General features: G+C 71.3%; 13 protein-coding genes. 11 read left to right on the top strand and 2 right to left on the bottom strand.

Translation table 11 applies throughout. The annotated features are described in order from the left end of the window. Nucleotides 1–17: 17 nt before the first annotated feature. The 3 genes from VFR64_00545 to trxB are packed head-to-tail and all read left to right on the top strand — an operon-like array spanning nt 18 to nt 2,145. Nucleotides 18–419 carry a DUF2203 domain-containing protein gene (locus VFR64_00545; GenBank protein HET9488230.1) on the top strand — a complete coding sequence of 134 codons (402 nt, stop codon included), beginning with the start codon at nt 18–20 and terminating at the stop codon, nt 417–419. Further along, complete coding sequence (locus tag VFR64_00540; GenBank protein ID HET9488229.1) at nt 416–1,183, top strand: HAD family hydrolase; 768 nt, start codon at nt 416–418, stop codon at nt 1,181–1,183. The genes VFR64_00545 and VFR64_00540 overlap by 4 nt, the downstream gene beginning before the upstream one ends. Before the next feature lie 26 nt (nt 1,184–1,209). Beyond that, nucleotides 1,210–2,145, top strand: coding sequence for a thioredoxin-disulfide reductase (trxB, locus tag VFR64_00535; GenBank protein HET9488228.1), 936 nt, complete (start codon nt 1,210–1,212; stop codon nt 2,143–2,145). 315 nt (nt 2,146–2,460) lie between these two features. Here trxB and VFR64_00530 read toward each other — a convergent pair whose 3' ends face one another. Next, nucleotides 2,461–3,270, bottom strand: a complete 810-nt coding sequence (locus tag VFR64_00530; GenBank protein ID HET9488227.1) for an aspartate dehydrogenase — start codon at nt 3,268–3,270, stop codon at nt 2,461–2,463. A gap of 34 nt (nt 3,271–3,304) precedes the next feature. On the opposite strand from VFR64_00530, the gene VFR64_00525 reads away from it, so the two are divergent. The 8 genes from VFR64_00525 to VFR64_00490 all read left to right on the top strand — a co-directional run bounded on the left by VFR64_00525 (nt 3,305) and on the right by VFR64_00490 (nt 12,687). Further along, entirely contained in the window at nt 3,305–4,180 is an 876-nt protein-coding gene (locus VFR64_00525) for a TIGR02757 family protein (GenBank protein ID HET9488226.1), read from the top strand. Further along, nucleotides 4,173–5,561: a DNA recombination protein RmuC gene (gene rmuC, locus VFR64_00520; GenBank protein HET9488225.1), complete on the top strand. Its 1,389-nt coding sequence runs from the start codon at nt 4,173–4,175 to the stop codon at nt 5,559–5,561. Before VFR64_00525 ends, rmuC begins: the two co-directional genes overlap by 8 nt. Further along, nucleotides 5,558–7,312: a sodium:solute symporter family protein gene (locus tag VFR64_00515; protein ID HET9488224.1), complete on the top strand. Its 1,755-nt coding sequence runs from the start codon at nt 5,558–5,560 to the stop codon at nt 7,310–7,312. Before rmuC ends, VFR64_00515 begins: the two co-directional genes overlap by 4 nt. Before the next feature lie 32 nt (nt 7,313–7,344). Further along, nucleotides 7,345–7,647 (top strand): hypothetical protein, encoded by a 303-nt coding sequence (locus tag VFR64_00510; protein HET9488223.1) that lies wholly within the window; start codon nt 7,345–7,347, stop codon nt 7,645–7,647. Nucleotides 7,648–7,720: 73 nt separating this feature from the next. Next, the gene (gene amrB, locus VFR64_00505) at nt 7,721–8,869 is read left to right on the top strand and encodes an AmmeMemoRadiSam system protein B (GenBank protein HET9488222.1); all 1,149 of its coding nucleotides are present in this window, start codon (nt 7,721–7,723) and stop codon (nt 8,867–8,869) included. After that, entirely contained in the window at nt 8,869–9,342 is a 474-nt protein-coding gene (locus VFR64_00500; protein ID HET9488221.1) for a hypothetical protein, read from the top strand. Before amrB ends, VFR64_00500 begins: the two co-directional genes overlap by 1 nt. A 61-nt stretch (nt 9,343–9,403) precedes the next feature. Further along, entirely contained in the window at nt 9,404–11,068 is a 1,665-nt protein-coding gene (locus tag VFR64_00495; GenBank protein ID HET9488220.1) for a thiamine pyrophosphate-binding protein, read from the top strand. Next, complete coding sequence (locus VFR64_00490) at nt 11,068–12,687, top strand: thiamine pyrophosphate-binding protein (GenBank protein HET9488219.1); 1,620 nt, start codon at nt 11,068–11,070, stop codon at nt 12,685–12,687. The genes VFR64_00495 and VFR64_00490 overlap by 1 nt, the downstream gene beginning before the upstream one ends. A gap of 22 nt (nt 12,688–12,709) precedes the next feature. Here VFR64_00490 and VFR64_00485 read toward each other — a convergent pair. Continuing rightward, nucleotides 12,710–13,417 (bottom strand): hypothetical protein (locus VFR64_00485; GenBank protein ID HET9488218.1); only part of this gene is annotated, 708 nt, incomplete at its 5' end.

Below are 13,417 nucleotides of genomic sequence, written 5' to 3'. Positions count from 1 at the left end.
CTGGGATGCCCCGATCCGTGGCTGACCGGTACTTCTCGCCGGCCGAGGTGGAGGCGCTGATCCCGGCGCTCACCGGGATCATGGACGATGTCCGGCGGGCCCACGCGGAGGCCAGGGCGCTCGGCGAGGAGATGCAGGACGATCAGCGACGGATCAGCCTGGTCGGCGGCGGGCTCGTCGACCGCGAACAGTGGCGGACGATGCGCGAACGCCTGCAGCGGCTGGGCGGGCAGGTCAAGGAGGGGCTCGACCGCATCGCGGCGCTGGGGGGCGTCCCCAAAGATCTCGACCTGGGACTGGTCGACTTCGCCCACCTGCGCGACGGGCGCGTGGTCAATCTCTGCTGGAAATACGGCGAGCGTGAGATCCGGTTCTGGCATGGCCTGGACGAGGGCTACGCCAGCCGCAAGGCGCTATGAGCGGACGGGCGTACCGGGCCGTGCTCTTCGATCTCTTCGACACCCTCGTCCGGTTCGACCGCGAGCGGCTGCCCGCAGTAGCGGTGAACGGACGGGTCGTGCGCTCCACCGTCGGCGAGCTCCACCCCATCCTGACGACGTGGGCGCCCGGGGTCACCCTGGAGGCGCTCTACAATGCCCTGCTGGCGAGCTGGCAGGAAGCCGAGCGGCTGCGCGCGATCGATCACCGTGAGGTCGCCGCGCCCGAGCGATTCGCGTGTCTCTTGCGCTATCTCGGCCTGGATCCGGGGGTGTGCCCCGGCGACGTGGTGCACCAGCTCGTGGAGACGCACCGGCGGGGGCTGAGCCGGGCTGCGGAGTTCCCCGCGCCACACGGACAGCTGCTGGTCGACCTGGCCGGGCGGTACCGCCTGGCCGTCGTCTCGAACTTCGACTACACCCCCACCGCGATCGGGATTCTGGAAGCGGCGGGAGTGGCGGACCTGTTCGAGGCGGTCGTGGTCTCCGACGCCGTGGGCTGGCGCAAGCCGGCGCCGGCGATCTTCGAAGTGGCCCTGAATCGGCTCGGGCTGTCGCCGACCGAGGCGCTGTTCGTGGGAGACCGCGCGGACATCGACGTGCTCGGCGCCCAGCGGATCGGCATGCATGCCGTCTGGCTCAATCCCGGCGGCGGGGCGCTGCCATCCGGCGTCGCGCCGCCCGAATTCGAGATCCGCGACCTGGGTGAGCTGCGCGGTATCCTGGGCGGCCAGAGACGCATCTAACGGTGAGGAGACGGAGGAGTGACGGCATGACCGTGCGCAAGGTGATCATCGTCGGTTCGGGGCCCGCCGGCTACACGGCGGCCATCTACGCGGCTCGCGCCAACCTGGCGCCCCTCCTCTTCACGGGCGTGCAAGCCGGAGGGCAGCTGATGCTCACCACGCTCGTCGAGAACTACCCCGGCTTCGTCGACGGCCTGATGGGGCCCGACCTCATGGAAGCCTTCCGCAAGCAGGCGGAGCGGTTCGGGACCGAGATGATCGCGGAGGACGTCACCGCGGTCGATTTCACCCGCCGGCCCCTGGTGGTGAAGGTGGGCGATACCGAGTATGAGGGCCATACGGTCATCATCGCCACCGGCGCTACCGCCAAGCTGCTGGGATTGCCCGCCGAGATGGGGCTGATGGGACGCGGCGTGTCGACCTGTGCCACCTGTGACGGGTTCTTCTTCAAAGACCAGGACATCATGGTCGTGGGCGGCGGTGACTCGGCGATGGAGGAGGCGCTCTATCTCTCCCGGCTGGGGCGGAGGGTCAGCGTGGTGCATCGGCGGGACGCGCTGCGCGCGTCCAAGATCATGCAGGAACGCGCCCTCAAGAATCCCAAGATCGAGTTCATCTGGAACAGCGCCGTGGAAGACGTGATGGATCCGGCCAAGGGCAAGGTCACCGGAGTGCGCCTGCGCAATGTTCAGACCGGAGAGCGGTCGGAGCGGGCCGTCGACGGGCTCTTCATCGCCATCGGCCACGAGCCGAACACCCGGATCCTCCAGGGGCAGGTGGACCTGCTCCCCAACGGCTACGTCAAGGTGGTGCCGGGCACGACCCAGACCTCGGTGCCGGGCGTCTTCGCCGCGGGCGACGTCCAGGACTTCACGTTCCGGCAGGCCGTGACGGCTGCGGGCAGCGGGTGCATGGCCGCGCTGGAGGCCGAGCGCTACCTGGAGGCCACCCAGCCGCACTAGCTCGCGGCCCGTCCACGGTCGTGGGGGCGCGGGGGTGGGAGACCCTGTGAGACCACGAGCGCGGTGGCGGGGGACGGGTGGCGTTTCACCATCCATTCGCGAGGGCTCACTACGCCAGGGAAACGGGTCTCACAGGATCTCCCACCCCCACGCCCCCTGATCAGGGCAGGCCAGCGAGCAGCAACCGCCGAAGCCGGCGGGGGCGGCGCTCGGCTGAACGCGGTAGTCGCGACTCGGATCGGCTTGCGAAACTGGCCGACCCGTGTGGTCTCGGCGGGGCACGGGCGTGGCGAAGCCCGGGTGCCCGTGCCCTGTCTATGTGCCGACGCGGAGGGGGGCGGCGAGGTCGCGGAGGAGGGCGATCGTGGAGAGTGCGGAGAGCTTGCCGGTTCGGGGATTCTCCGAGGGAACGTTCGCGATCTCGACGGCCAGGCGGCCGAACTCGCCCTCGATGGTCACGCGGTGGGTGTTCCGGGTCAGGCCGGGGACGGCGTAGATCCGGATCCGTGTTCTGTCCGGGCCGATCCCGGCGAGAGAGAGCGCGGCCACGACGTTGACGTTGGCCGGGAAGGCGCGGCACGCCTGCGTGGCCGGCCCCTCGAAGATGAGCGTCTCGGCGGTGATGGCCTCGAGATCGATCTTCTGTTGCTCGATCCAGGGCGCGCCGGCCAGCCCACGTGGGGGCTTGCGGGTCTCCATCGTCACCGACGTCACCGCGCCGACCCGGGCTCCTTTGACCCCGTCGAGGCCGGCGATGGCGCCCGAGGGCACGTAGATCCGACCGCCGTTGGCTTCGGCCAGGGCGATCCACTCGGGGTGACCGAGCAGACCGCCGCAGGAGAGCACAATCAGATCGCGGCCGGCGCCCAGCGCTTTGGGGGCGATCTCCTCGAGGTGCGCCTGGGTGGAGGCTTCGAGCACGACGTCGGCCGCGGCGATGAGATCGTCGAGCGGCAGGAACGGCGGCTGGCCGCCCAACCCGGCCAGGAAGGCTTCGGCGCGACCGCGGTCGCGGGCGAGCCCGCCCGCGAGCCGGAGGCCGGCGATCCCGGTGTCCAGCGCGCGGCACACGGCACGCCCGATGACACCGAGCCCCACGACGCCGACGTTTCGCGGTTTGTCCACGGGGCGCCATGATATCATCCCGGCAGTGCGGCGAATGAGCCGAGCCGGCGCGCTGCGCGAGCCACTCGAGCGGCTCTATCGCGAGTTCGATTACGGCGCCCGTGTCGACCGCGATGCCATCCAGTTCCCCCTCCGCTATCCCGATCCCGTCGACCGCGAGATCGTGGCCTTGCTCACCGCCTGTCTGGCCTACGGGCGCGTCGACCTGTTCGCCCGCCAGCTACACGACGTGCTGGCGGTCATGGGGCCGTCGCCGGCCGCCTTCGTCGCGGAGTTCGACCCCGTCCGCGATGGGCCACGCTTCGCGCGCTTCCACTATCGGTTCAACCGGCCGCGGGACCTCGTGGCCTTCTGCGTGGCCGCGCGGGAGATCCTCGCCCGCCACGGCACGCTCGAGAAGTGCTTCGCGGCCGGCGACGGCGACGGCCAGGGGCCCATCGGACCCGGGCTGGAACGGTTCGCCCGCGCGTTTCTCGACGCCGAGGTGAGATCGCTGTTCCCACGCGGGCGGCTGTCCCGCGGCTATCGCCATCTCTTTCCGCTGCCCTCTGCCGGAGGGCCGTGCAAGCGATGGCACCTGTTCCTCCGCTGGATGGTGCGGCGGGCGCCTCCCGACTTCGGGCTGTGGACGTCCATGGCGCCGTCGAGGCTGCTGATGCCCGTCGACACGCATGTGGAGAACATGAGCCGGGCCATCGGGCTGACCCGACGCCGCTCGCGCACGTGGCGGATGGCCGAGGAGATCACCGCGCGGCTGGCGGCGATCGATGCCGCCGATCCGGTGAAGTACGACTTCGCCCTCTGCCACAAGCGCATGTCGGGCGACTGCCGCGATCGGCGGGACCCGGTCGTGTGCGAGCCGTGCGGCCTGCGCGCGGTCTGCCGGCACTGGAGCGGCCGCCGTGCCTGAGACGCTCCTGCTCGTCGGAGGGCTGGCGCTGGGCGCCGGCCTCGGCTGGCTGGTCACTCGCATCCACGGACGGTCGCGACTGCTTCACGAGCGTGAAACGCTGGGAACGCGGCTCGCCGCCGCCGAGGCTCTGGGCGACGAGCTGCGCAAGCAGCTCACCCAGCGGGAGCTGGAGCTCGGAGAGGTGCGGGCCACCCTCGATACCGAGCGGACCCTCCGGGCCCAGGCGGAGACCCGGTCGCAGGCGGCGCGCGAGAACCTGGAGGAGCAGAAGGCGCTCCTGGCCGAGGCCCGGGAGCGGCTGGGGGACACCTTCAAGGCGCTGAGCGCGGACGCCCTCAGACAAAGCACGGCGGCGTTCATGGAGCAGGCGAAGGAGACGGTGGGCGCGCAGTTCGACCACCGGCGGGAAGCCATCGACACCCTCGTGAAGCCCCTGCAGGAGGCCCTGATCCGGTACGAGCGCGAGCTGCGCGAGCTCGAGACCAAGCGCGAGCGCGCCTACGGCAGCCTGGAGGAGCAGCTGCGGGCCCTGACCGACAGCAGCGCCGACCTCCAGCGAGAGACCGGCAACCTGGTGGGCGCGCTCCGGAGCCCGTCGATCCGGGGGCGGTGGGGCGAGATCACCCTGCACCGCGTCGTCGAGCTAGCCGGGATGGTGGAGAACTGCGACTACGTCGAGCAGGTCACCGTGCAAGGCGAGGGCGGTCGAGTCCGCCCGGACCTCATCGTGCGCCTTCCCGGAGGCCGCCAGATCGTCGTCGACGCCAAGGTGCCGCTCAGCGCCTACCTGGACGCCGTGGCCGCCTCCAGCCCCGAGGAGCGCCGGGTCGCGCTGCTGAGACACGCCCAGCAGCTGCGCCAGCACATGATGCTTCTCGCCGGCAAGGCCTACTGGGAAGAGTTCGGCGGGGCGGCTCAGTTCGTCGTCATGTTCATTCCCGCCGACACGTTCGTGTCCGCGGCGGTCGAGGTCGACCCGGCGCTGCTGGAGGACGGCATGGCCCGGCGGGTCGTGGTGGCCTCACCGGCCACGCTGATCGGCCTGCTCCACGCCGGCGCCTACGGCTGGCGACAGGAGCATCTCGCCGAGAACGCCGAGCGCATCAGCGAGCTCGGCCGGCTGCTCTACGACCGGCTGCGCACGATGGGCAAGCACTTCGACGACGTGGGCCGCGCGCTCAAACGTGCCACCGAGGCCTTCAATCAGGCGGTGGGGTCGATGGAGACGCGTGTGCTGCCGGCCGCGCGGAAGTTCCGCGACCTGGGGGCCGCCACCGGCGGGGAGATCCCGCCGCTCGAGGTGGTGGACCAGCAGCCGCGCGAGCTGGCGGCGCCCGAATTCCCCCGGCAGCTCGACGCGCCGGGCCTGGCCCCGTGATCCTGACGGGTGTCGACTGGCTCATCATCGTCGCCTACTTCGTCCTCGCCGTCGGGATCGCTCTGGCCTTCTCCCGGCGGGCGGGCGCCTCCGCCGAAGAGTACTTCCTCTCCGGCCGCACCATTCCCTGGTGGCTGGCCGGCACCTCCATGGTCGCCACGACCTTCGCCGCCGACACGCCCCTGGCCGTGACCGGGCTCACCGTCAAGTACGGAATCGCCGGCAACTGGCTGTGGTGGTCGTTCGTGATGAGCGGCATGTTGACGGCGGTGTTCTACGCCCGGCTGTGGCGCCGGGCCGGCGTGATGACCGACGCCGAGTTCGCAGAGATCCGCTACTCGGGCCGGCCGGCCGCCTTCCTGCGCGCCTTTCGCGCCTGCTACCTGGCGCTGGCCATCAACTCGATCATCATCGGGTGGGTGACCAGGGCGATGGTGAAGATCCTCGGCCTCACGCTGGGCGTGCGCGAGTCCGAGGCCATCGTGGGTCTGTTCGTCCTCACCGGGCTCTACTCGGCCCTGGCGGGTTTGTGGGGCGTGCTGGTCACCGATTTCTTCCAGTTCGCGCTGGCCATGGCCGGCTGCATCGCCCTGGCCGTCTTCGCGCTCGGCGCCGTCGGCGGCCTGAGCGGGCTGCTGGCGGCTCTGCACGCGCGCTTCCCCGACGACGGGCCGCTGGCGCTGGTACCCGACCTGAACTCGCCCTGGATGCCGGCGTTGACGTTCTTCGTCTACCTGGCCGTGAACTGGTGGGCGTCGTGGTATCCGGGCGCGGAGCCGGGCGGCGGGGGCTACGTGGCCCAGCGGATCATGTCGGCCAAGGACGAGCGGCACGCCCTGCTCGCCGCGGTGTGGTTCAACATCGCCCATTACGCGTTGCGCCCGTGGCCCTGGATCATCGTGGCTCTGGTCTCCATGGTCCTCTATCCCGGCCTCGAGGACCCGGAATCCGGTTACGTGCGAGTGATGGTGGATCACCTGCCGCCGGTCTGGCGCGGGTTCCTGCTGGCCGCATTCTTCGCGGCGTACATGTCGACGATCTCCACACAGCTCAACTGGGGGGCGTCGTACCTGGTCAACGACGTCTACCGGCGGTTCTGGGCGACGGGCAGGGCCGAGGCGCACTACGCGACCGTGGGACGCGTGGCCACGGTGGCCATGATGGCGATCGCCGGGGTGGTGACGTTCTTCATCGGCTCCGTGGAGGGCGCCTGGAAATTCTTGCTAGCCATCGGCGCCGGGACCGGCCTCGTCTATCTGCTCCGCTGGTACTGGTGGCGCATCAACGCCTGGTCCGAGGTGAGCGCGATGACGGCAGCGCTCGTGACCTCGCTCACCGCCCAGTTCGCGCTCGGGCTCAGCACGGACGATCCGCGCCAGTTCGCGTGGCTGCTCGTGGTGACGACCGCGGCGACGACTGTGGTGTGGCTGGCGGTCACCCTGGCCACGCCGGCCGAGCCGGCCGACCGCCTGCGCGCGTTCTATGCGCGCGTGCGCCCGGGCGGTCCCGGCTGGGAGGCCGTGGTCCCCGGCGCAGCGACGGAGGCCGCGCTGGCCTCGGGCCTGGTGCAGTGGGTCGTCGGCTGCCTCGTCGTCTACCTGGGCTTGTTCGGCATCGGTGGGCTGCTCCTCGGCCAGCTCGTGCGCGGCGCGCTGGCCGTCGCGGTGGCGGTCGTGCTCGCGGGCTACTTGTGGCGGGCGGCGTCCGGGCCGGTGGCGACGCCCGGTCGGTCTCGATCTCGCGTGGTATGATGAAAGAACCTTTCCGCCTGGCGAGGAGGCCGATGACGAACATTCCGATCCAGGTCTACGGCATCAACCTCCTGGTTCGGCTGCTCCCTGAAGCGCCTGCCGATGTCCGCGTGCACTGTCCGAAGGGCTCGCCGATCCGCTACGGTGAAGTCGTGGCCCGTGGCGATGGATTCGACGAGGGGGCCAGCGCTTTCCGGGAAATGCCCGCGCTCAAGACGGTCGTGGCCTTCGAGGAGAGTCCGGAGGAGGTCGAGGGCCACTACTTCTACGTCGCCGGTGAAGAGTATCGGGTCATCCGGCTCGACGCCGTCATCCTGTCTTTCCCGCACGAATAGCCTGAGCGTCACCGTCCCGCGTCTGCGGCCCGTCGAGGCTTTCCCCGCGGAGCACGAGGGGCGGCGCGTTCTGGTGTTGCGTGACCCGGCCGGCTATACCGAGTCGGTGCTCATGCTGCCGTGGCCGCTCGTCGAAATCGTGGCCCTCTTCGACGGCCGGCGCTCGCTGCTCGACGTCCAGGCCGACCTGACGCGCCGGCACGGGGACATCGTCCCCCGCGCCGACCTCGAGCACTTGATCGCCACGCTGGACCAGCACGGCTTCATGGAGAGCGCGCGCTTCACGGAGCGGCGGGCCGCGATTGACGCGGCCTTTCGCGCCTCCCCGTCCAGGCCGGCGGTCCACGCCGGCGGAGCCTACGCCGCGAACGCCGCGGAGTTGCGCTCGGCCATGGACGGCTTCTTCGCGCCTCCGGCCGGCCCGGGCGCCATCCCTCCGCCCCGCGGGAACGACCTGGTGGCGATCATCGCGCCGCACATCGACTATCACCGCGGCGGGCCGGCCTACGCCTGGGCCTACCGTGACGTCGCCGAGCGCTGCGAGGCCGATCTGTTCATTGTCTTCGGCACCTGCCACGCCGGCATGGCCGATCCCTTCGCCCTCACCGACAAGGACTACGACACGCCGTTCGGTCCCGCCGTCGCGGATCGCGATTTCGTGGAGCGGCTCGCCGCCCGCGCCGGCGCCGACTGCTTCGCCTCGGAGGGGGCTCACCGCACGGAGCACTCCATCGAGTTCCAGGCGGTGTTCCTGCGCTACCTCTATGCGGGGCGGCGCGACTTCACCATCGTCCCTATCCTGGCGAGCTTCGCCCACGAGGCGCTGGCCCGCGGGCAGGGCGTGGAGCAGGACGGCGCGGTGCCCCGCTTCTTCGATGCGCTGATCCAGACGATCGTTACCAGCAAGCGTCGGGTGGCCCTGGTGGCCGGCGCGGACCTGGCCCACGTCGGCCCGCGCTTCGGCGACCCGGCGCCCGTGTCGGCGGCGGAGCGGGAGCGGATCGAGCGCGAGGATCGAGCGATGCTGGAGTCCGTCGTGGCCGGCGATGCGGGTGCCTTCTTCGAGTCGGTGGCCCGTGACGGTGATCGGCGGCGCATCTGCGGACTGTCCCCGATCTACGCGGTCTTGCGGGTGCTGGGGGGCCGAGCCGGCGCCCTGCGCCACTACGGCCAGTGGCCCGACCCGCAAGGCGTCGTCAGTCACGCGAGCGTGGTGTACTGATGCCGGGGCCCGCCGCCGCCGGACCGCCGGCCGAGTGGAGGCTGCCTCGCTTGCGCGTGGACGTCGACGGCGACTGGTTCGACGACGATGTGGAGATCACTCATCCCGGGATCCTGGCCAACCTCCGGGCCACGCTCCGCCGGGACGGCGACGGGTACTTCATCCAGACGCGGGTCCGCATTCCCGTCGAGGTGGACGACGTTCCCTGGGTGGTCACGCGAGTGGAAGCGCAGGGCGGCCGCCTGCGGGGCATCCTCAACGACGGCTCCGAGACGGACATCGACCCGGCCGCGCTTCGCCTGGGCCCGGGCGACATTCCGTACTGCCCGGTGAAGGGCGGGGCCTTCGAGGCGCGTTTCAGCCGTGCCGCCGCCTTTCAGCTGTTCGCCCTCGCGGAGTACGATGAGCACACCGGGACCGGCCGCCTGCGGCTGGGCGGGCGCGAATACGCGCTGCTGCGGCGGCCCGCGTGAGGGGCCGGGGTGGTCCGGTTGACAGGGCCGGCGCGGCCTCGGTACCGTCGCGGCCGGGCTCATGAACGCCGCGGCTGCGCTGATGACCACTCTCCGCTCGGCGGGAGTGCGTTACCTCTTCGGCAATCCCGGAACGACGGAGCTGCCCTTTCTGGACGCGTTTCCCGGCAGCGGCCTCGAGTACGTCCTGGGGCTGCACGAGGCCACGGCGGTGGCCGCCGCCGACGGCTACGCCCAGGCCTCGGGGCGGGCAGGGGTCGCCAATGTCCACGTCGCGCCCGGCGTCGCCAACGCGCTCTCGGCGCTGCACAACGCGGCGCGGTCCCGGTCCCCGCTGGTGCTGACCGCCGGCCAGCAGGACACGCGTCTTCTCATCGACGACCCCATCCTGGCCGGTGACCTCGTTCAGATGACGGAGCAGTTCACCAAGTGGTCGTACGAAGTGCGCCGGGCCGAGGAGGCGCCGGGAGCGCTGCGTCGAGCTCTGGCGCTGGCGACGGCCCCACCCCCGGGGCCGGTGTTCCTGTCCCTCCCCATGGATGTGATGGGCGCGCCGGTGGAGGATCCGGACGACGTTCCCGCCCCGCCGTTGCGGCCCGGTCCTGACCCGACCACCGTCGTCCGCTGGGCCGATACGCTGCGGCGGGCCGGGACGCCGGCCATCATCGCCGGCGACGGCGTGGCTCGCGCGGGCGCCGTGCCGGCGCTGGTCCGCGTGGCCGAGCAGCTGGGCGCCCGCGTCCACGGCGAGCCCATCTACCGCCGGACCAGCTTCCCCGGCGACCACTCGCTCTGGCGAGGAGGACTGGCCCCGGCCCCGGCGGCGGTGCGCAAGGCCCTGACCGGCGCGGACGTGGCGCTGGTCGTGGGCGCTGATGTCTTCACGTGGTTTCTGCACGCGCCCGGCGCGCCCTTCCCGCGCGGTCTCACCGTGCTGCAGCTCGACGACGACGCGCGCGCCATCGGGCGCAGCTACGCGGTGAGCGAAGGGCTCATCGCCGATCCACGGTCGGCGCTGGAGGCGCTGGCCGCCGCGCTGGGCGAGCGCATGACCGATGCCGAGCGCGCCGCGGCGGCCCGACGGATCAGCGAGCTGGCGACCGCCCGGCAGGCTCATCTGGCGCGTATCGCCGCCGCCGCCAGCGCCGAGGCGGATCGAGTGCCGATCTCGCCCGCCTATCTGATGCAGACGCTCGCTCGCCTCCTTCCCGACGACGCCATCGTCGTCGACGAGTCGGCCAGCTCGCTGCCATTCGTGCTCCGGTATCTGCCCTTCCGGGCGCCGGGCTCGTTCTTCGGATCCAAGACCGGTACGCTGGGCTGGGGAATGGGCGCGGCAATCGGTGTCCAGCTCGCCGAGCCCTCCCGCCGGGTGGTCGTCACGGTGGGGGACGGCTCGCTGATGTACGCGCCGCAGGCGCTGTGGACGGCGGCGCACTACCGCCTGCCCATCACCTGTGTCGTCGCCAACAACGCCTCCTACGCGATCCTCAAGGCCGGCATGCTGAGCCTGGGGCTCGAGTCGGCGGCGCGCGGCATCTATCCAGGCATGGACCTCGTCAACCCGGAGGTCGATTACGTGGCGTTGGCCCGAGCCCTGGGGGTGCGCGCCGAGCGCGTGGACAAGCCCGGCGATCTGGAGGACGCGCTCAGCCAAGGCCTGAGCCATGCCGGGCCGGCGCTGGTCGATGTAGCCATCGACCGCGCCGTGCGTGCGCTCAGCTGATGGGCCCGGCGCGCTCGGGCGGGGAGTGGGTGGTGGAGGCGCTGCGCGCCGAGGGCGTTCGCCACGTCTTCGGGATTCCGGGCATCCACAATCTCGCCGTCTACGACGCCCTGCTCCGGCAATCCGAGATCGCCCACGTGCTGGCCCGCCACGAACAGGGCGCCGCCTTCATGGCCGACGGCTACGCTCGCGCCTCCGGCGAGGTGGGCGTCGTCGTGGTGACGACGGGCCCCGGGGCCACCAACACCCTGACGGCGCTGGCCGAGTCGTACTCGGGGTCGGTGCCAATTCTGTTAATCATGTCGGACGTGGCCGCGCCGCTCGTCGGCCGCGACGTGGGCGCGCTCCACGAGATCCCCAACCAGATCGACTGCTTTCGCCCGGTGTGCCGGATGGCCGAGAACGTCCAGGCCACGGGCGACATCGCCCCCACGATCGCCGGCGCCTTCGACCTGCTGCGCACGGGCCGTCCCGGCCCCATCGCGATTTCCATCCCCAACGATCTGCTGGGGGCCCGCAGCGAAGGCGCGCAACGGACATCGCGGGGCGGGCGGCGGCCGCCCTGCCACGTCAACGACATCATGGAGGCTGCCCGCCGGCTCGGGCGAGCCGAGCGCCCGCTCATCATCGCTGGCGGCGGCGTCATCGCCAGCGGCGCGGAGCACGAGCTTGTGGCGCTGGCCCGCCGACTGGGTGCTCCCGTCATCACCACGGTGATGGGCCGCGGGGCGATCGCCGAAGACGATCCGCTGTGGCTCAGCGTGCTCCCCAACGGTCGCGCCAGCGAGCCCGCCATTCGCGCCGCCGATGTCGTCTTCGCCGTGGGCTGCCGCTTCGCTGCGCGCTCGACGCAGGGCCTGCTGCTGAAGCTCTCCTTCTCAGAGAGCCAGACGCTCATCCACCTCGACCTCGACCCGAGCGTGATCGGCAAGCTGTTCAAGCCGCAGCTCGCCATCGTGGGCGACGCCCGGGACGGCCTGGGCAGGCTCGTCGACGCCCTGGGAGCCGGTGCGGGCGGCGCCGGCTGGGACCGGGGCCGACTGGCCACCCTCCGGCAGACGGCGAGCCCGGCCTATACCGACGAGGTGGCCGGCCTCATCGCCGCTCTCAGGGAAGCAGTGCCACGCGACGGTATAGTCGTCAATGATCAGACGGGTATCAACTACTGGATGGAATGGCGATTTCCTGTTGTCTTCCCGAGGACGTTTCTGTACCCGATCGGGACGGCGGTCCTCGGGTATGCGGTCCCTGCGGCGATCGGGGCGCAGGTGGCCCGGCCGGGCCGGCCGGTGGCTAGCGTTGTCGGTGACGGCGGCTTCATGTTCTCGGTCGGTGAGCTGGCCACCGCCGTGAAGTACCGGCTGCCGATCGCCTTCGTCGTCATGAACGACGACCGCTACGGCGCCATCAAGTGGCTGCAGGAGCGACTCTACGGCCGCTGGGGCGAGGCCGATCTGGCCAACCCCGATTTCCTCGCTCTGGCTCACGCCTTCGGCGCCCGTGGCGTGCGCGTCAGCCGGGTCGACGCGCTCGCGGGCGCTCTTCAGGCGGCCTTCCGCGCCGACGGTCCCACGCTCATCGAGGTGCCACTGGCCATCGAGCCGCCCTGGGAGCTCTGAGTCAGCATCGAGGGACGGCCTCTCAGCGTCGGACGCCCTCGTCTCGCTCGCCTGTCCGCGCCGTCGAGCCGCGGATCGCGGCGGCGACGCCGTGCCAGTACTTGAAATCGTCGGTGTTCGCTGGATAGAACCTGGCGACGGTGAGCGCCGTTTGGACGGCCCGCTCGGGGCCGTCGCGTCCGATCAGGAACGTCGCCATCCGCTCCACGCTGGTGCTTGGGCCGGGCGTGCTCGCTGGCTCCTCTGGCCGGGGCGGGATCCCGGACCGGCCCGGGCCTTCGAGCCTTCCTGGAGCAGGTGCGGCCGGGGCGGCCGGCAGGCTTGCAGCGGCCGGCTCGCTCGGGGCGGCGGGCGCCGGGGGTGCAGCCTCGGTGCTGACGGTCGCGTCCGTCGTCGACGAACCCTCTGTCACGGCGGCGGGCTCGCTGGGGGCGGCAGGCTCGGTGGGGACGGGAACCGGGTCGAGGGCGGGACGACTGGCGACGGCCTGCCTGTCCGGCGGAGCGATCCAGCGGGTGAGCGCGGACAAACCTCCTGGCCAGAATTCCGTGCTCAGGAACACCGCGGTCAGCAGCACGATCAGGGCGATGACGGTGACGGCGACGATCCGGCTGGGCCTGCGCTCGGGCTCCTCAGGTGCCCAGGCTCGCCGGCCTCGCTGCCGCCGCTCGAGAACGTCGTCCACGGTAGCTCGAGCGTCGCGCACGCCCTGGCGCCAGGGCGTTGGGCC

This window comes from Candidatus Methylomirabilota bacterium (assembly GCA_035709005.1).
Classification (GTDB): domain Bacteria; phylum Methylomirabilota; class Methylomirabilia; order Rokubacteriales; family CSP1-6; genus 40CM-4-69-5.
Note: the sequence above shows the minus strand (reverse complement) of the source record. Positions and strands in the feature narration are given on the sequence as shown.

What these genes read in the sequence shown, in the direction of transcription:
- VFR64_00540 (HET9488229.1), top strand. Translation starts at nt 416, where the DNA reads ATGAGCGGACGGGCGTACCGGGCCGTGCTCTTCGATCTCTTCGACACC.
- trxB (HET9488228.1), top strand. Translation starts at nt 1,210, where the DNA reads ATGACCGTGCGCAAGGTGATCATCGTCGGTTCGGGGCCCGCCGGCTAC.
- VFR64_00525 (HET9488226.1), top strand. Translation starts at nt 3,305, where the DNA reads ATGAGCCGAGCCGGCGCGCTGCGCGAGCCACTCGAGCGGCTCTATCGC.
- VFR64_00510 (HET9488223.1), top strand. Translation starts at nt 7,345, where the DNA reads ATGACGAACATTCCGATCCAGGTCTACGGCATCAACCTCCTGGTTCGG.
- VFR64_00500 (HET9488221.1), top strand. Translation starts at nt 8,869, where the DNA reads ATGCCGGGGCCCGCCGCCGCCGGACCGCCGGCCGAGTGGAGGCTGCCT.
- VFR64_00495 (HET9488220.1), top strand. Translation starts at nt 9,404, where the DNA reads ATGAACGCCGCGGCTGCGCTGATGACCACTCTCCGCTCGGCGGGAGTG.
- VFR64_00490 (HET9488219.1), top strand. Translation starts at nt 11,068, where the DNA reads ATGGGCCCGGCGCGCTCGGGCGGGGAGTGGGTGGTGGAGGCGCTGCGC.